15 protein-coding genes and 1 pseudogene are annotated in these 17,901 nt (G+C 45.1%); 6 read left to right on the forward strand and 10 right to left on the reverse strand.

Annotated elements, in window-relative coordinates; genetic code table 11:
- Nucleotides 1–912 (reverse strand): discoidin domain-containing protein (locus AB4Z30_RS25385; RefSeq protein WP_441930215.1); only part of this gene is annotated, 912 nt, incomplete at its 3' end.
- Between the two features lie 35 nt (nt 913–947).
- Between AB4Z30_RS25385 and AB4Z30_RS25390 the strand changes: the two genes are divergently transcribed.
- Together AB4Z30_RS25390 and AB4Z30_RS25395 are read left to right on the forward strand one after the other, a co-directional pair.
- A complete protein-coding gene (locus tag AB4Z30_RS25390) occupies nt 948–1,538 on the forward strand; it encodes a site-specific integrase (protein ID WP_441930216.1) in 591 nt (196 codons plus the stop codon).
- Between the two features lie 128 nt (nt 1,539–1,666).
- Nucleotides 1,667–2,941, forward strand: coding sequence for an S-layer homology domain-containing protein (locus AB4Z30_RS25395; protein ID WP_441930218.1), 1,275 nt, complete (start codon nt 1,667–1,669; stop codon nt 2,939–2,941).
- Between the two features lie 135 nt (nt 2,942–3,076).
- On the opposite strand, the gene AB4Z30_RS25400 is transcribed toward AB4Z30_RS25395, so the two are convergent.
- The 4 genes and pseudogenes from AB4Z30_RS25400 to AB4Z30_RS25415 form a co-directional block, all read right to left on the reverse strand.
- Nucleotides 3,077–3,226, reverse strand: coding sequence for a sigma factor-like helix-turn-helix DNA-binding protein (locus AB4Z30_RS25400; RefSeq protein ID WP_441930219.1), 150 nt, complete (start codon nt 3,224–3,226; stop codon nt 3,077–3,079).
- Between the two features lie 98 nt (nt 3,227–3,324).
- Complete coding sequence (locus AB4Z30_RS25405) at nt 3,325–4,029, reverse strand: hypothetical protein (protein ID WP_441930220.1); 705 nt, start codon at nt 4,027–4,029, stop codon at nt 3,325–3,327.
- 367 nt (nt 4,030–4,396) lie between these two features.
- Nucleotides 4,397–4,535, reverse strand: a pseudogene (locus AB4Z30_RS25410) (sulfurtransferase); the annotation flags it as partial.
- Nucleotides 4,536–4,621: 86 nt separating this feature from the next.
- Nucleotides 4,622–6,625 carry a hypothetical protein gene (locus AB4Z30_RS25415; RefSeq protein WP_441930221.1) on the reverse strand — a complete coding sequence of 668 codons (2,004 nt, stop codon included), beginning with the start codon at nt 6,623–6,625 and terminating at the stop codon, nt 4,622–4,624.
- A gap of 701 nt (nt 6,626–7,326) precedes the next feature.
- On the opposite strand from AB4Z30_RS25415, the gene AB4Z30_RS25420 reads away from it, so the two are divergent.
- Complete coding sequence (locus AB4Z30_RS25420) at nt 7,327–9,213, forward strand: helix-turn-helix domain-containing protein (protein WP_441930222.1); 1,887 nt, start codon at nt 7,327–7,329, stop codon at nt 9,211–9,213.
- Nucleotides 9,214–9,298: 85 nt separating this feature from the next.
- Here the strand turns inward: AB4Z30_RS25420 and AB4Z30_RS25425 are convergent, their stop codons facing one another.
- The 3 genes from AB4Z30_RS25425 to AB4Z30_RS25435 all read right to left on the reverse strand — a co-directional run bounded on the left by AB4Z30_RS25425 (nt 9,299) and on the right by AB4Z30_RS25435 (nt 12,421).
- Entirely contained in the window at nt 9,299–10,402 is a 1,104-nt protein-coding gene (locus AB4Z30_RS25425; RefSeq protein ID WP_441930223.1) for a hypothetical protein, read from the reverse strand.
- A 95-nt stretch (nt 10,403–10,497) separates the two neighbouring features.
- On the reverse strand, nt 10,498–11,337 hold the full coding sequence (locus tag AB4Z30_RS25430; protein ID WP_441930224.1) for a sulfurtransferase: 840 nt from the start codon (nt 11,335–11,337) through the stop codon (nt 10,498–10,500).
- 139 nt (nt 11,338–11,476) lie between these two features.
- Nucleotides 11,477–12,421 (reverse strand): DMT family transporter, encoded by a 945-nt coding sequence (locus tag AB4Z30_RS25435; RefSeq protein WP_441930225.1) that lies wholly within the window; start codon nt 12,419–12,421, stop codon nt 11,477–11,479.
- A 393-nt stretch (nt 12,422–12,814) separates the two neighbouring features.
- Here AB4Z30_RS25435 and AB4Z30_RS25440 point away from each other — a divergent pair, with 393 nt between their 5' ends.
- The 3 genes from AB4Z30_RS25440 (at nt 12,815) to AB4Z30_RS25450 (ending at nt 15,651) form a co-directional block, all read left to right on the forward strand.
- Complete coding sequence (locus AB4Z30_RS25440; protein WP_441930226.1) at nt 12,815–13,717, forward strand: polysaccharide deacetylase family protein; 903 nt, start codon at nt 12,815–12,817, stop codon at nt 13,715–13,717.
- An 85-nt stretch (nt 13,718–13,802) separates the two neighbouring features.
- Nucleotides 13,803–14,501 (forward strand): YkyA family protein, encoded by a 699-nt coding sequence (locus AB4Z30_RS25445; protein WP_441930227.1) that lies wholly within the window; start codon nt 13,803–13,805, stop codon nt 14,499–14,501.
- Nucleotides 14,502–14,757: 256 nt separating this feature from the next.
- On the forward strand, nt 14,758–15,651 hold the full coding sequence (locus AB4Z30_RS25450; RefSeq protein ID WP_441930228.1) for a hypothetical protein: 894 nt from the start codon (nt 14,758–14,760) through the stop codon (nt 15,649–15,651).
- A 223-nt stretch (nt 15,652–15,874) separates the two neighbouring features.
- Here AB4Z30_RS25450 and AB4Z30_RS25455 read toward each other — a convergent pair whose 3' ends face one another.
- Both AB4Z30_RS25455 and AB4Z30_RS25460 read right to left on the reverse strand, forming a co-directional pair.
- Nucleotides 15,875–17,047 carry a mannitol-1-phosphate 5-dehydrogenase gene (locus AB4Z30_RS25455; protein WP_441930229.1) on the reverse strand — a complete coding sequence of 391 codons (1,173 nt, stop codon included), beginning with the start codon at nt 17,045–17,047 and terminating at the stop codon, nt 15,875–15,877.
- Nucleotides 17,048–17,093: 46 nt separating this feature from the next.
- Complete coding sequence (locus tag AB4Z30_RS25460; RefSeq protein ID WP_441930230.1) at nt 17,094–17,762, reverse strand: HAD family hydrolase; 669 nt, start codon at nt 17,760–17,762, stop codon at nt 17,094–17,096.
- Nucleotides 17,763–17,901 lie beyond the last annotated feature (139 nt).

Raw genomic sequence — 17,901 nt, forward strand, 5'->3', positions numbered from 1 at the left:
CCATGGTGTCTGATCGGCAGTATAAACTGCGATTTCAGCTACAGACCACCAGTGAGAATCCGTTCCGGTCTGGACGATTTTGATATAGCGGGCCTCATGAGCAGGGAATGAAATGAAGAGCAAGGCATTTTTCCCTTCACCCGTAGCCACAGCTTTACCCCAATCCATGCCATCCAGAGAGGTGTATACTTCATAACCGCGAGCATAATCCTCACTGTTGTGTGCACTATCCAATACAATCCGGTTCACTGTCTCTGAATTGCCCAGATCCAGTTGAAGCCACTCACCGCCTGTTTGTGCCTGACCGGAAGTCCAGCGTGTTTGGTTCGAGTCATCCAGTATCGCCGTTGCAGCTTCCTCATYGGAAGACGCTGTGACGGACCATGCATCTGAAAGCAGACGTTTTTGTTTTCCTGTTCCATAGTGATTAACATATAGCTCGGAGACCGACCACCATTGATCGGATTCACCCATCTGCATGATCTTCACATAACGAGCCTGCTGCTCAGGAAAGGTGATGGAGAGACGTCCTGACACGCCTTCGCCTCCGGCAATAGATGTTCCCCAGTTTTGCCCGTCATCGGAAACGAAAATGCGATATTGCCGGGGATAGTCATCCTTGGCGTTCCCAGGGTCCAGCTCTACTGCGTCAAAAGCACTCGTTTCCCCAAGATCAATCGTAATCCACTGTCCGCTCGTTTGCTTTCGTCCATTCGTCCATAATGTGTCTTGTTTTCCATCAAGCATGTGAGCCGTGACATCCGTTCCTTGCGTGGAGGAAGCGGTCACGATCCAAGTCGACCGATCGGGCAGCGGGGCTGGCTTTGGATGTTCAGGTGCTTGGGCCAATTTTCCAAAACGGGCGAGCTTGAGTTCCGAGATGGACCACCAGCTGTCTGCGGGAGCATTCAATACAATTTTAATATAACGTACAGCTTACGCAGTTTTTGCAATACACCGAGCCGTATCGTTATCATATGATTATTTTGCTTGCTTCCACTTGCGGATTACGTCGTGGAGAGGCTATCGCTCTGAGATGGGAAGGTGTTGAATTGAAAGCCAGAACACTCACCGTAAAGCAATCCTACACCAGGGGAGAAAAGGGGCATATATTTCAGGAACCAAAGACTGCGGCCGGAATTCGAACCATGGCTATACCTGATGTAACTATGACTGCCTTGAAAAAGCAAAAAGTATTGCAGGCAGAGGACAAGCTGGCTTCTGGTCCTAAATACAATGATCATGGGCTCATTTCTCAGACCAAACATGGTTTGCCAATCAGTCCTTATTATTTTGAAGCACGTTGGCTTGATTTGCTTAGGAGGTCAGGACTTCCCAAAATCAGGTTCCACGATCTGCGTCACACCCATGCTTCATTATTATTGAAGCAAAACGTACATCCGAAGATTGTATCGGAGCGAATGGGGCATTCGTCGGTGGGAATTACTTTGGATCGTTACTCGCATACGTATGGTGTAGATTACGGAGCAGCAGAGCGCTTAGATGACTTATTAGCATATGAAAAGAAATCGTTGTGATGCGAAAGGCTTGTTCGAACGAATGTTTGTGATCAATGCTACACATTAGATGTTGTGGTGGTTACTGCTTGGTGAGGAAATGTAACTCATAATGATCTATGTATAGACGATCAAACGGGGGTGAAGAGGTGAGCAAGCGAAATTACGGTGCTGGAAAACTCTTGTTGGCGCTGTTTACAGCGACTACACTATCGAGTGTATCCTATCCAGCAGTGCCTGTTGTGGCAGAAGTGGCACAGGCAAGCACCAACTTTACGGATATTAAAGGCCATTGGGCAGAAACTTCTATTAAAAAAGCGGCTGAGCTTGGACTTGTTGAAGGATACACTGATGGCACATATAAGCCAAGTGCGAATGTTACACGGGCCGAGTTTGCGGCAATGCTTAGTAGAGCTACGAAATACAAACCAAACAAGGTGAGCCAAGCATTTAACGATGTACCGGCATCCAATTGGGCGGCAGAAGCAGTGAACAAAGTAACTGCGCTTGGATTTGTAAATCGTGTAGATTATCCAAACGGATTTGTAGGCAACAAAGCTATGACGCGGATTGAACTTGCTAAGTGGATGGCTAACGGACTGGCGGCGGCAGATTCTGAGTACAACAAAGCTCAGGGTGATGCTAAGGGTGATAAAGCCTTAATCCCAGTAGCTGAGTTCTTCAAGGGTACACTGAAAAAGTCTGACTACCCATTCGTCACGATTGCAATGGGCACGGGGATCATGACGGGGGATGCGGCAGGAAAGTTCAACGTAGACGCTCCGACTACACGGGCTGAGGTAGCCACGATTTTGCTTCGTTACATGGAAGCAGAAGGCAAGAAAGCCACAGACTTTTACGGGCTGAACGAACTCCGTGAAGTAGCCAAAACCGGCACTAACTTCAATACATTTGGGAAAATGAAACTGTTGCATCCAATGAGCAACAAATATCAGAACGTGTACGACRCATTTGGTAAGGCACTGAAACTTAGAAGTGATGTAGCTACAGTTACAATGTCGAAGATGATCTTCGTGGACCCATACCCAGCCGATGGTAAAAAGAGCGTGTACGCTCCGATGTTCCATTCGGATGCTGATCCAATAGCAAAAACTATCTACCCAGACCGATATCGTGTATTTACAGAATACTCGTTCACGTCAAAAGCAGATAAGCTAGTACGTCTCGGGGTATTATCCGACCAAGGGTTGCCGATCCAGATTGGTAGACCCATCTTTGATACAAACATCGATAAATACGGTGCCAACTATTACAAACGTGATGGTACATCAGCTTCATCCTACAAAAAGGGACAAGGTGAAATAGACATGTGGGCAGAAGCTTACGCCACAAAGGTATCTGGGAATGATATGGTGCCTATGGAAACAGAAGATGGGCGTAGACTGCTGGTACAAGTTAACTGACATGAGAGAAGCCCCTACAGAGATGTGGGGGCCTTTTGCTATATACATATGTATTCTCTGATGTTACCTGTGATGCTGTGAAAGTAGAGAAGAACCACGTGGTTAGACGTAGTCTTTTAGAACAACAGCATGGAGTTATGGTTTATATTTTTTAGCCATTGCAGAGTTTCTAAGCTGTCTGATTCTAGTTTCACTTAGGTTTAGTTGTCTAGCGACTTGAGCCATAGTACAACCTTGAAGTACAACTCTGTTCCATACTTGTTGCTCTCTGTGTGTTAAAGTCATTATAATTCCTCCATAAGAAGATTATTTACACTCCTTAACACAAATGCATCATAACACATAACAACCATTAAGATCCATATAGAATAAGTTTGAAGTTTTTATTGGCTTGAATTAGTTACAGATAAGTCCAATAGATAATTGTTGATGTCTGCATCATTATCTAACTTACTTATCAAATACAAGAGACTTTCCTCAAGAAGAAGAATCTGTATTGATTCCTGAGCATCATATTGCTCGTCAAATCTAGTACAAACCACATTATCAAGCTTTAAATTATTCTTTGCAAGTCTATCTTTACATGAAGACACAGTCTGATATTTAAAATCAATTACATTATAATAATAACCGTTATCATAGCCCCAATACCAGTTGTGAGAATTGTGCTGAAGCATTCGATTGAAAAAGAATCTTAAAATATCGTTGCTAATCGCATTGTCCGCACTAATCACAACTTGATCAATTGATTTTTTTAACATTGAGTATAAAGTTACAGAGACACAATTGTAAGAGTACTCCATTGGTGACCCTCGACGAAGGGAATAACCCTTTGCAACTGATTCGAAGTCCACAAATTTTTTGTACTTCTGTGGTTCTATCGTGACACGTCCTACAGTAGAATCAAGTAATTTTTTAGTGTACATTGCGTTGAAAATTTCTATTTCACTATTGCGTAGTTGTTCTGCCACTTCTTTTTGGGCAACTTGGTAAGAACTAATTGTCTTAATGCAATTTCCAAAAATGCGTACACAAGCAGGTACATAAAATTTGTAATAATTAGATTCCTTAGCTTTAGGTAAATCCAAATAATTCAAACTACACACAGAGTATATCATATCAATTTACTTTGTAGGTATAAAAAATAAAAACTTACATTTTTCTCCTTGTAAAATCACATTTGTTTTTTATCATTAATATTATGCGTTTTAAGTTGGTTTTTAGTTGACTCTTATGAAGTTGTTGACTGAAGACCCACTACTGGTTCACAGTTCCTATCCCATTCTACGCGTCCCGCGTCTGGGGCGCGTATTCATCATTCTGCGCAGAGAATGCTTTCTACGTCTTCTGGTTGACTTTCTGTTGACTTCGTCAGATCCTTGCTCAACGCAAAAGAGTACATCGCCCAGGTAGGGATGTACTCCAAAATACATACTGTATATGCGCTTAAACCTTTTATTCTTCCCCCGTCGCCACTGGGTTCTCCTCATAACTAATCCAGTCGCCCCAGCTTTCGGAGTACAGCTTCACATTCGAGAAACCCCGCTTCCTCCAGCGCAATCACATTCAGGCAGGCGGAGACACCCGAGCCGCAGGACTCGGGTGTCTTTCAGCCTGAATAAAAAAAAGCCCGTGTCCTTATTTGGAAACGGGCTTGAAGCACAGAAAATCACCTCGTGTTTATCGTGAAATATAATAAGCACCCTTCAAATCAGAGCTACCTTCGAATACCAGCACGTTACCTTCCACCTCGTACCAGCGTACCATTTGTCCTCCGGTCATGGTTGCATTCGGCGTTCCATAGACGGCAATGACATGCTTCAGTTTATTGATATCGAAGAGAATATTTCGCAACGTACGGCCACCCGCATTGTAAATAGAAGCTACATTTACGAGTAATCCATCTTTGAAGATGAGATTAGTTCCATCATAATAATACCTGTTGGCTTCCGACAAAGGCCTTGCGGCAGGTTTGCCATTTTCCATTGAATAATAATTCCCTGAATCATTTTTGATGGCCTCGTACAGATCAGGGCGAGCGATCACATCTGCTTCTTTCAGATCCTTGGAAAAAACATGGAGCACTTTGTATTCGTAGCCATTTCCTAAAAGGGAATTCAAGAAACCTCCAGCCATGCCCAATTTTTCGTTCAGTGTCTCCAACGGTACGAAGGTCTGCCCAGCCCAGGTTAATACTGTTTTATCGGTTTTGGAGACGGTCATTTTATAATTACCACGATTGATCGTCAATCCACTGGAAGTTTTGGACACTGTAGCATCCGCTGCCTTTGCAAAATCATTCACTTCAACGTACCAGCGGTTATCCTTGGTCAGGAAGGGGCCTTGGCCGGCATAACGTATCGGTTTGCCGTTTACGAGCATTTGTGGTGGAGCCTGCATGGAGATCAGTTTCGATTGGTCGCCCGTGTATCCACCTGTATCGGCTTGTACCAATTGAGAATTCTCCATATTACGGGTAATAATTCCTGTTGGCAAGTGCAGGTAGTAATCTTTCTTTTCGACTTGGAATAAAACAATTGAATCGCCAACTTCCTTATATACTCCACCGCCGATATCCAGAATTTCGGATACAACTTTTGCCGTTTTTGTATCAACTATTCTTATTGTTTTTTCTTTGGCAGTTTGCTGACGAATCAGAACGTAACGCTTGTACTCAGTGAACCACATCGAACTTGAAGCATCTACGCGGGATAGTGGCTTGATTGCTGCACTTGCAGAAGTTCGATAACCTACCATGCGATTTTCGCTTTTTGGATTTTTATAGGATACATAAGTTATTGAACCAATTTTATCTTCATAAAAAATATGGTTTGGTAGTGCGGCGGGAATCTTGCTTTTGGTTCGGGTTCCGTCTGAATTCAAAATGATTGTTTCTCCTATGTAATTATTATTCCTATGTGTTACATAATTTCCAATTTTAGCGAGAACTTTTGGGTCATTGGATATTTTTGTGTACTCGGAGTATCTTAAGGTTTTGTCAATTACCTGTGGATATTCAGCAATACGCGCCAGCAATTTGTTACTGAGCAGTGAATAGACTCGGATATTTCGTTCTTCATAATTTATTTCTCCGTTACCTTTCTGCAAGGTATAGCCTCCAAAGTCATAATAGATTCGGAACGGAGGCCGGCTTTCCCCGAATGTTTGTACTTGATTCAACACGCTTAGAAGATTGCGTTCGAGATCATATTTATAGATAACATGATTGCTTACGGACTTCTTTTCACCTTTTGCATCTGGTTGTTTGTCTGTCGTTGAATCACAATAAATCGTAAAAGCTAGCGGACCTTTCTCTGTATTCATCACATGTGTGCCAAAGCCCCAACCGCAGCCTGGATAAAATGTTTGCTTCAGCGCTGGATCATCTTTTTTGCGAGCGCTCTCCGAATATTGAGCGTCTTTCGATACAGCCCGTGCCTGCTTTGGAAATTCATGAAGGTCAGTCTCTACACGACCGTCATCAAAATAAAACTTCGTTACACGAACCTGAGGTATAACTCTGGATGCTTCTTCCTCATATTTGAATTCAAATTTGAATTCGGATTTGTACCGCTCTTGTGCTGCTTCTGCTTTTCCACCTGTAATCGGTAGCAACCCACTACATAAAATCATAGCTACTACGATCAGAAACTTTGTGGCAAAGCGTACCTTACTCTCTTTCATACTCCATCTCCTTAAAATTGTATATTGGTCGCTAAATTATTCATTATAAGAGAATAAGGGGATAATACCAAGAAGGAAAAGTTAGGACGGTCTCTTTCTCAGATTGGTGCTCAACGTGGGACCTGGTCGTAACAAGCATTATCGCCTCAATATCGTGCGCGAAAAATTCTACTATTCGTTTATAGTAATGCCGATGGTCTTCTGCAGAAACAGATCAGACCCATGACGCTATCAAAGCAATCTTTCATTAACGTTTCTCAAAATCGACAGCTTTCCCTCACTTTTTAATCCCTACCAAAACCGTGCTCCTCGTATTAAATAGGAAAAAAACACGATAAAAATGAAAATGCCGACACGAGTCCTTAGACCCAGGCGGCATTTTCGCTTAGTTATTTCAAATCATCTACAATGTATCGGAAACCTAAACTTCTTCCCCCGTCGCCACGGCATTCCCCTCATAACTGATCCAGTCGCTCCACTTATTTGCCAATCTCATGCTGTGTAAGTTGAGAGTTATAGTTATAATAAGGAGAAGCGCAAATAGAAAAAACGGGTTGATATGAAAGACGTATGAATTATTGTACATATTGCATACCTTCACTTCACTAGATTATATATGACCAATGATTTTAAGGAGCTGGGAAGCCATCTTACATTTCAATGAACATCTTTTACTATGGAACAAGGCGTCTATTAAAATAATGGATATTCGCCATATAACGATGCAGATGAAGGAGGGACTTCACTCCTATCGATTCCCTGCGAGCTGTTTCTTATACACGGTGCGTGGCAATGCTGTTATGCAGATGGATGGAAAAGACCATCAGATATCACGATTCCATATTTTGCACGGTGGGAAGGGCTGTTGCCTGAACATTTTGCCTGTTGAAGAGGTCCTTGAATATTATATGATTTATTACAAAGCCATACTTTCGCTACCTGAACGTCAGGATATTCTGGTCTTAATGGAGCAACGTAATCCCTTCATGCTTCAATATGGCTTTGCACCTGAACATCCTGTTTCCTTGTTAGGCAAAGTAAAATATATGATGACAGCTTGGGAAGAGCAAGAGGCACTGGAACAGTTCCATGTGAAGTCATTATTTTATCAATTTGTTTACGAGTTGTTATGGCAAATTCACAATCGACGCTTGCCTACAACAAAGCCAGACCTGGTTGCACAAATGAAATACTATATGCAGGAACACTATGCTGAACCCATTACAATGGACCTGTTAGCAGAGCTTATGGACAGCAGTCCACGACACTTATCAAGATTATTCAAAAGCCAGACTGGTCATAGTCCAATTGATTTTGTCATTCAAATCCGCATGAACAAAGCGAAGGAACTGCTACTTGCTACAGATGCTACTTTACAGGAAATTGCCAGGGCAGTTGGTTATCCGGATGGTTATTATCTTGCAAAAATATTTAAAAAATATATGGGTATTGCACCCATTCGTTATCGAAAGCAACATGAAAGTCCTAATGTACCATCGACTTTGGCACGATTAGGCATTGTACAGGATCTAACTTCCTTATATATTGATAATGATTATCATAATCAACATATGTTTAAGGAGGAATTATTGATGTACAGAAGTAAAAAGACACCCTTGGCTATCACATTATTACTTTGTTTAACCCTATTGCTCAGCGCTTGTTCAACTGGTGGTACAGGAAGTCCTTCAGCCAATGAAAGTTCTCAGAAGCCAACGAATCAGGTAGCGGCCAATAACGCTAACAATACAGATACACGATCTCAAATGAAGACCGTAACCACCATAAAAGGGAATATTGAAGTACCGGTTAATCCAAAACGAGTAGTTGTCCTGTATTTAATGGGTGATTTGCTTGCTTTAGGCGTAAATCCTGTAGGGATCTCTTCTATAGAAGAGGGAGCGGCTTTTGCGAGTGAGTTGGAAGGTGCGACTTCATTAGGGGCATTTAAACCGGACCCTGAAGCAGTAACTGCCCTTAATCCCGATCTAATCATTGTTACAAACGAAGAAATATATGAAGGACTTAAAATGATTGCCCCTACAGTATATATTCCTTATGACCTTCCAGTAGAAGAACGTATGAATCTGCTAGGAGAAATTCTGGGTAAAGAGGGAGAAGCTCAGGAAATGTTAGATAACCTTCACAAAAAGGTTGAGAAAAGTAAGGAAAAACTTGAAAAATCAGGTGTTTTGGATAAAACCGTCACAATTATGGAAAGCAACAAAGGTTCTATGGCTGTAATGACAGGCTTGGGTTATGGCCGAGGTTCTCAGATTATTTATCAATATTTGGGAATGAAAGCACCTGAAGTCTTGCAGCGTGAAATTGAAAACGCAAGTAATGATGCGACAAGCAAGGACGTTTCTTATGAAGTATTACCTGAATATGTGGGGGATTATATACTCCGTTCTTCCTTTGAGGGAATGGTTGATCTGTCAAACAATTCAATTTGGAATAACCTCCCCGCAGTCAAAGAGGGACGTCTGATTGATATGAGTTTTGGTTTATTTTTCTACAATGATATTTATTCGTTAGACAAACAGCTGGATTTTATTATGGATAACTTGCTTAAAACCGCGGAATAATTGGAGGGGCCACAGTGCGGCAGGAATATAGGCAAGCTGAACAGCACGTTTCTTTTTTGTTTGAACAAAGAAACGTGCTGGAGCTCTACAAACAGCGCCACGCTTCAAGTCCTCTCTCACCTATACGCAGGAACAGATTAGCTTGCCTGTGATACAAGTCTGGTTGAACCGGAAATTCATAAATCTGCGTCTGCATATCCGGCAGGTTCCAGCAATGTAGGGGCAGGCCGGTTCCCCAGGCAAACAGTCTCCCAGAATTTGAAGCGGCCAACTGTGCTTGTGCATGTATAAATACCTCACTCGTACCAGAACTCATGACATAAGCTGGCAGGTCTGTAAGGACCATCTCTCTGCTCTTTTTGGCCGCATTGTAGACCAGAATGGCTGGACGAGTTCCTTCTTCTTGCCAGTCTTCTTCATCCACCATTTCCCCATCAATCTGCCCCCATACCGCCAGTCGTTCGTTATCCAGCCATACCATGGGCAGATCCCAATCCGTCAGTGGGGTCCAGATTGCGCTCAACTCTTCGTCTCGCCCCATTGCCGGCTTATTCTGAGCCCCATTCGAGAGATTCCATACTCGGGTGATGCCGGTTGGCGACCATGCCCATCCAGTTTCAGCGATGTAGGTATGATTCGGAGATACATGAAGCTGCCCGTGAAAATAGTCCAAATCGTCTGCCTGCGAAGCAGAGCTTGCTTCAGCATGGATTGTACTGGCAGCAACCGGTCCAGCCTCGGGCAGAAAAACCGTAAGCTCTAGCCTGTTCCAATCTACGCCGTGAATAAGAACCAACTCCTGTTCGCGTTCAGCAAAAGCCAGCGGATAGGTTGATTTGTCAAAATAATAGGTTCCCCGGCTTAGTTCCAGCAGCGTATGACCGGTCTTCAGAGAGACCACGGTGGCATGACGCCCGAAACGGTTGCATACAGCTGCCGCTTGTCCGCACGGGCTAATGACTAGCTGCACCGGATGCTCCGGACGAAAGTCTGGCAGGTGAAAATCCGCCAAAGCAATGGTACAGCCGGATATGAGATCAATTTGCCATAGCTGCAGGTGCTCGTTCAGAGCGATTAACCGGGGCTGTGAGTTCTCCCGGATTCTTGGTGGTTGCGGCAGTTCGCGAATCACAAGTAGCTTGCCGGGATCGGGTTGAAGCGGAGGATAGGTATAGCGCTGAATTTCCATAGTCTAGCTCCTTTACATACCAAAATACACTGCGTAGCCAGAGTCTGCCTCCCAGGTTCAGCATTTCTTGCTGCCAGGGCAGCGGTCTCCAAGCCTTAGATTTCTTCCCCCGTTGCCACGGCATTCCCCTCATAACTGATCCAGTCGCTCCAGCTTCCTGAATACAGCTTCACATTCGAGAATCCAGCTTCTTCTAGTGCAATCACGTTCGGGCAGGCGGAGACACCTGAGCCGCAGTAGACGATTATGGCATCATCTCTCCCCAGCTTCGCGAACCGCCCCTCCAATGCCTCAACGCCAGACCAGCGACCATCCGCACCAAGTACGTCTTTCCAAAAATAGTTCAACGCCCCCGGAATATGTCCGGCCTTCGCATCGATCGGTTCCTCCAGACCCGCATAGCGGCGGGCATCGCGTGAGTCGATCAGCACGGCGCTGCCGCTTGCCGATGCCAGTTGCACATCTTCAACACCAGCCAGCATCTGTGGCTGCAGGTTCACGTCAAATGAAGATGGAATCTGTACCGGAACATCCGCTGTTACCGGGAAATTGGCGTTCTGCCAAGCCGAGAAACTCTCATCCATAACATAAATTTGCTCATGTCCCAAGTAGCGAAGCAGCCACCACAGACGCGATGCATTCATACCGCCTTGGTCATCATAGGCAATGATGCGGCTATTGGAGCCGATGCCTGCTTTGGCAAGGCGGCTTGCGAGTGCAGCGGGATCAGGGAGCGGATGGCGTCCGCCATGCTCGGTGACCGGAGCGGAGAGATCCTTTTCCAGATCAAGGTAGACAGCCCCCGGAATATGTCCGGCTTCGTAAGCTTCACGCCCTGCATCGGGTTGCCCCAGCAGGAAACGGCAATCTACGATGGCAACATCGGGTTCGTACATTCTGGCGAGCAACCAGCGCATGGATACAATATTTTTCATAACAACACACCGCCTTTATATGTAATGGTTCAAGTTATATAGTCGAGGGCTGCGATTGGCAGACCCCGCCCGGTACTTTCATTTTCAACGGTACAAGTTTCATAGGGAACAGGGTTAAGTCATTAAGCCATTAAAACTTCTACACCGTCTTCGGTTCAACCGGAACCGTAGCGGCGATGGGCGCATCAGCCGGAATAGGCTCAGGTTTGGTTTTTCCATACCGAATGAAGATCCATACCCCGAACAGGATCAAGATACCTGCCGACATCTGGAGTGTACTCAATGCTTCACCCAGAAGCACCCAGGCCAGCAAGGATGAGAATACAGGTTCTCCAAGAACACCCATAGATACCGTGGTCGCGTTCATATATTGCAGCAACCAGTTGAAGAGGTAATGTCCAAAGATGGTAGGCACGATGGCCAGCAATAGGAAGATTCCCCACTCTGAAGCCGCATAACCGCCGAACGGATGCCCCATGAACAGATTGTACACCGCAAACGTACAGGCCGCGACAAGAAACACCCAGAAATTATATGAGAATGCACTGAGACCTGTTCGCAAAAATTGACCCAGCAACATATGCACAGCCACTGCCATCGTGCCAAGTAATGATAAAATATCTCCCTGTAGCGCAGTGCCTGCCACCTGAAAATCCCCTGCACCAATAATGATCGACCCAACCAGCGCAATTCCCATACCAATGAGCATCATGCGGTTGATTTTGGCTTTGAACAGCCACACCGAGCCGGCCAGAATTAAAATCGGCTCCAGAGCAAGGATGACGGTGGAACTGGCGACACTGGTTAATCTCAATGATCCCATCCAGAGCAGGAAGTGCAGCGCAAGCATTACACCGGAAGCAAGTAACAAGACCCACTGCCGAGAATTCATGCGTAACATCTCATGCCTGTGCGACCAAACGAAAGGCAACATGAGCAGATTGGTTAAAAACAGACGATACATGGCAATGACCGCAACATCTGCGTCTGACCAGCGTACAAAAATAGAAGAGAAAGAAATGGCAATAATGCCGACAACAAATAACAAATAGATGGATCTGCCGGCACGGCTCATGCTTGTCATAGGTGTAGCTCCTTCTTATAAATAGATAACCTAAATCACCTCATTATACAGGAGAAGATCAGCGCGGGGAAGATCAATAGCAGGTAAAGGTGCTTCACCTCTCCGTAGTTATCTTGTTATGAATAAATTATAAATAAATAATGTATAGACGCTAGAAAAAATGGAAGAAAGCTTCACGGCTATGAAGTACGTTTTACTTTTAACAACGCATGAATTCAGTGGTACATCTGAAGTTAGAGAAACATGGAAAAGAGATAAGCAGATTGTAACCGAGCTTGTAACTATTCTGTCATTCACAGGGTCCAGTTTTCTATTAATCTTCTATATAGAGACATGAATCGATATAATATTCCATTCATCGGGAAAAAATGAAAGTTAGGAAGTGGCCAGGACGTGAGAGTACAACAAGAAACAACGCGAGACTATGGAAATGCGATTCGCAGTGTCAGTCGAAAACAAACTCATAAAAAAAGGAAAATCCGCTACGGCAGATTAAGCGTGGCGATCATGCTCTTGCTTATGTTTGTTGCGGGCTTGACATATGTGTTTATCGGTATGACTCATTGGATGAAAACGGTATTAGCACCAACTCCCATTGCTGTCATTGAGCAACCTGCCAAACTGGGGATGATTCAGGCCACACCGGAGGCGAAAGAGGAGCCGGCACGATTTATGGGTCAGGTTCGAAAAGTGGTGTACATAACATTTGACGATGGGCCAAGTCAATATACAGATCAATTGCTGGATATTTTAAAGCAACATGAAGCGAAGGCGACGTTTTTCATGATTGGACGGCAGTTGAATGAGCATCCGGATGCGGTGAAACGTTTGGTAAAGGAAGGTAGTTATGCAGGGTTACACAGCATGACACATAACTATAACAAGCTCTATAAGAGCGGTAGCTCGGCGAACTTTGTGAATGAGTTCAAAAGGGAACAGAAAATGGTTGAGAAACTGATCGGATACACACCGCATCTCATCCGCGCCCCCTACGGAAGCAGTCCGCAGATTGGCGAAGCATTCAGGGGAGACATTGCAGCGGCAGGTTTCAAAATGTGGGACTGGACGACAGATTCCCTAGACTGGAACCTTCCAGGTCAGCCGGATAAAATCGTAGCCCGAGTGAGCGACAGTGTGCATAGAGATAAGGAAGTTATTTTGATGCACGAACGGGAACAGACTGTGCAGGCGCTGCCGCGCATTATGAAGTTGCTTGAAGAACGGGGCTATGAATTCGAAGTGTATGATCCGAGCGCACACTGGGTCGCCAATTTTAGCGGGGATACCCGTCTGTAAAAGATAAATGGTGCGATTGTAACTGTTGTATGTTACAAGGTGCCGTTGGGTTTAGCATGTATAGCGTGTATATGAGAGCAACATAATGATTGAACCTTTGATGGTTATGGCAAGAAAGGGAGAACGCATGGGGATTATTCGTAAAAAAATTATTTTTGCAGCATGCAGCATAGGACTGGTGCTTCTACTCAGCGGGTGTGGAGAACCGCAGGAGCCTGCGGCTAACCAGATTAATCATTTGGTGCAGGGCGGTCAGGAGATCGACCAAAGTTTGAAGGCTTTAACACGTTATGAAGAAGAGGATATGGATTTATACAAGTCGATTTTAAGTAAAGGGAAGAAAAAAAATAGTGATATTGAAGCACTACTGGATCAAGCTGATGCTCATATTCAGGAACGACGGGCGTTGCTTGAACATACGGGCAAGGTGATGCAAAACACGGGAGAGAAAACAGAAGCGCTGCGCCACTCATTAAAGGAACTTACGATTGAGAAGGAAGAAACCCTTGTTCACGCAGGGAAAGTGCTAGATCAGTATGAGGCAAGAGCCAAAACATTTGAACTCTTTGTTGTCTCTTATGGGCACAGTCTGGATGCTGAGGCTGAACTGTATGGACTTATGAGAGAAAGCGCCAAGCCGAACCTGGTCAAAATAAAACGCGCTATCCGCACACGCAATGAAGAATATGCAAAGCTCGTGAATGTACGGAAACAATTTAACCTGCAGACGCAAGCGTTCAACGCTGCACACGCGCAACTGGTCAAGCTGGATCAGCAAGGCTAAGCTTAGGAGCCGACCGAGGAATACCGTTTTTACGTGATTGAGGTGCCTGACTCCCGTGTAAGTAATATTATAAGGAAGCTATATAGATAGAACGAATAGTCTTTACACAAAAACGAAGAGGACAGAGGAAATCCGGGAATCACAGCGATTCAACAATTCCTCTGCCACTTGGAGTATTCGTGTGAAGCATCGTTGGTTCAATTGATGTAGCAACATGGACAAGCAGCATTGCGTATAAGCTAACGGAGGTGTTCATATGCGAAATGGGAATAGGGCAAGGGTCAGCACCACCGTATTGGTTCTGCTCATGGGATTCTCGCTTGTGGCTTGCGGGAGTAGCGCGCCTACACTTCAACCATCTGTGAACAATACGAAGGAAACGTCACCAGCGCCGGAACAGAAGCCTGAGGAAAGGGATGTCATCGAAGAAGAGGGCATTTTGACGGGGTGGGCGGATCCGCACACAGTTGAGATTCGTGTGAAAGACAAAGCAATGTCCTTCCAGGTGGGCGAGGATATGCAGAAATTACTGGACGATATCGATGATGAGGATTCGGTTCGTTTCAAATATGTAGAAGAAACGGTGGATGCATCAACCAAACAACTGATACTCACCGGGATTACTAAAATTGGATCTGCAGATGGCGATCAAACGGGTAATGGACCGGGAGACATCGTTACATCCGAACGTCCACAATCGTCAGAGCTGGAAGTGACGGTGGAAGGAATTACGGAGAAGCGGCCAGTAACTCTGGCGCAGGCTAAAGGGTATTCGTTGTATATCTTTGAGCCGATGGCTTTTGATGCAGAAGACCATGAGTTAACGATGAAGATTGATCCTGAGTACAAGGTAGAGATCGAAAAGCTTCCTTCGGACTTTAATCTGGATTATTTGAAGATGGACGCGAAGGAAGAATTGTCCGAGGTGGGAGAAGCCAAAGAATTAACGTCCGAGCAGCTCAGCAAGGGGCCAATGAAAGATGCAAGACTGTTTATGATGTCTCAGAATGGAAAGAAAACGCAATATTTCATCGTCAAAGAACTGGACGGCAATGGTTTTATTTTCCACATTGATGCGCCAGTTGGTGAACCTTCCGAAGGTTTCCTGCCTATGGTGTATGCATCGGTGAACTCCATCATGAATGAATAGAGTGGTTTCTGTAAGCAGCGTGTTCCCTGACAAGAGGGAATCCGCTGTTTTTGTTTTGAGGAGACCAAGGGCGACGTAGAGATAAAGCTTCCAAAATATTAGGAAAAGAAACAGGAAAGAGCCGGAAGGATCAGAATGTGCACAGGTTCCTTCCGGCGTCTTCGCCATGGTCGTGATATTACTAGTCTGTTAAGATGGTCGATTCACAGCTTGAACGGTAAATTCAGGTGAGTACGCTCGGTACCTTGTGCCCTTGAAGTTCGCGATAACGGGTAATCACTTGCTGATGAACGGGGTGGCCTTCGGGGATGCCCATGCGTTCGCGGATGAAAGCAGAAGGGCCATCTTCACGAAGCAAACGTTGCAGCTTCATGGCTTCCTCATCGCGTTGGTCATCAAATAGCATCGCAGCCGCCATCGCAGAGGTTAAATGTGGAATAGCCATTCCGAATTCACTGGCCTGCATCGCCGGGCGAACAAGCCGGTCATGAAGCGAAAGCTTGCGAAGCGGGGAACGTGCAACCCGGGTAACCTGATCGGTGAGATTTGGGTTAGCGAACCGTCCTAAGATGGTATCGATGTATTTCTGATGTTTTTCGGCATTAAAACCGTGTTTACGGATCAGCATGGCACCTGTTTCTTCCATGACGTGACGTACCTTGGTGCGAAGAGCCGCGTTGCTCATAACCTGCCGAATCGTCTGGAAGCCTGCGAGATAACCGAAGTACGCGGCGACACAGTGACCTGTGTTGACCGTAAACATTTTGCGCTCAATATATGGTTCCAGTGAATCAACGTAGTGTACGCCTTCGATTTCTTTAAAACCATCCAGTAGTGCTGGGCGATGAACGACCCATTCATAAAAAGGTTCAACGGTGACCTGCAGCGGGTCTTCGTGGTTTTGAGCCGGAACAATCCGGTCTACGGCTGCATTGGGGAATGAAACATAACGTTCGGCTTTGGCCCGGGTGGACTCATCCAGAAAAGGATAAATGCGCTTTTTCAGCCGGGTGCTGCCGCCAATCGCATTTTCACATGCGATAATGTGCAGAGGATTATAATTATTGGCTCTCATACGCAGATAGATGCCTTTTGCAATCGGTTCGGCGATATCCCCAAGAGCAGATACACCTACCGCCGTAGTGATGAGATCAGCGGATGCAATCTCTTCTGCGACAAGGTGCTGCTCGTTTATGTTAATCGCGGTTACATTGTTAACAATGGTTGTATCCTGTTCGTTATTGGCGAGGGTAATCGGGTACTCCTGCCTCTTTTGAAGCATCGATATTTTCTTTGGGTTACGTGCGACAAAGCAGACATCATAGTCTGAAGCGGACAACATATGACCGATAAACCCGCGACCTATATTGCCCGCACCAAAATGTACAGCTTTCATGTGAGAACTCCCCCTTTAAGATTGGATGACGAATTTCGTTCAGACCTTAGGCGGTAGTGACGAGTGGCTTCGAGATCAAATCGTTAAATTGGAGGTCGGTCAGGCAGGATAGCCGCTGGTGAGGCATGTCGAATTCCAACGTTCCAGTGATGGTATTCGAGATGACTACGCAATGCATACCAGCTGCAGCAGCTGCACGCGCGCCGTTAGGTGAATCCTCAATGGCTACGGCTTCGTCTGCAGTCACCCCAAGGGCTTCAAGTGCTTGATTGTATAGTTCCGGATCGGGCTTCACATTGGCAACATCATCTGCTGTACGGATCACTTCGAAATAGTCTTTTAATTTCAGTTGCTCCAGGTGCTGCTCTACCCAGTCACGTTTGGAGCTGGAAGCTACAGCAAGTTTGATACCGGCTGCACGCGCTTGCTCCAAGTATTCCTGAATACCTGGTCGAATTTTTTCTTTGTTCATTAGTGCAGCGTGCTGCAATTGAACCGATTCCCTGAACTCATCCCGATCAATCGGAAGATTCAAATCTGTGATCAGGTACTCGTATGGATTAAAGGTTTTGAGACTGGTGCCGATGCACCCGGAGTACATGTCAAGTGTCAGATCAACACCGTGTTCTTTGTACGCGTCCCGAAATGCAATAAACCACGCTGTCTCTGTGTCAATAATCGTTCCATCGAAGTCAAAAATCAGTGCCTTAATCATAAATCTGTTCCTCCTGTTTTCAGAATTTGTTGTTGGGTTGAAAATGAAACATTTGAATTTTGAAAGTTTTCTGCAAATTAATCCCCATACATTTACTAACCTGCGGTACATTAGTTGACGCGAAAACGGAATGAGGATA

Origin of the sequence: Paenibacillus sp. 2TAF8 (assembly GCF_052114825.1) — a bacterium.
In the GTDB taxonomy this organism is placed as follows: Bacteria; Bacillota; Bacilli; order Paenibacillales; family Paenibacillaceae; genus Paenibacillus.

Excerpts from the sequence above, each read along its gene's own strand:
- AB4Z30_RS25400 (WP_441930219.1), bottom strand. The coding sequence starts at position 3,226 with ATGACTTTAACACACAGAGAGCAACAAGTATGGAACAGAGTTGTACTT.
- AB4Z30_RS25415 (WP_441930221.1), bottom strand. The coding sequence starts at position 6,625 with ATGAAAGAGAGTAAGGTACGCTTTGCCACAAAGTTTCTGATCGTAGTA.
- AB4Z30_RS25420 (WP_441930222.1), top strand. The coding sequence starts at position 7,327 with ATGGATATTCGCCATATAACGATGCAGATGAAGGAGGGACTTCACTCC.
- AB4Z30_RS25425 (WP_441930223.1), bottom strand. The coding sequence starts at position 10,402 with ATGGAAATTCAGCGCTATACCTATCCTCCGCTTCAACCCGATCCCGGC.
- AB4Z30_RS25430 (WP_441930224.1), bottom strand. The coding sequence starts at position 11,337 with ATGAAAAATATTGTATCCATGCGCTGGTTGCTCGCCAGAATGTACGAA.
- AB4Z30_RS25435 (WP_441930225.1), bottom strand. The coding sequence starts at position 12,421 with ATGACAAGCATGAGCCGTGCCGGCAGATCCATCTATTTGTTATTTGTT.
- AB4Z30_RS25445 (WP_441930227.1), top strand. The coding sequence starts at position 13,803 with ATGATTGAACCTTTGATGGTTATGGCAAGAAAGGGAGAACGCATGGGG.
- AB4Z30_RS25450 (WP_441930228.1), top strand. The coding sequence starts at position 14,758 with ATGCGAAATGGGAATAGGGCAAGGGTCAGCACCACCGTATTGGTTCTG.
- AB4Z30_RS25455 (WP_441930229.1), bottom strand. The coding sequence starts at position 17,047 with ATGAAAGCTGTACATTTTGGTGCGGGCAATATAGGTCGCGGGTTTATC.
- AB4Z30_RS25460 (WP_441930230.1), bottom strand. The coding sequence starts at position 17,762 with ATGATTAAGGCACTGATTTTTGACTTCGATGGAACGATTATTGACACA.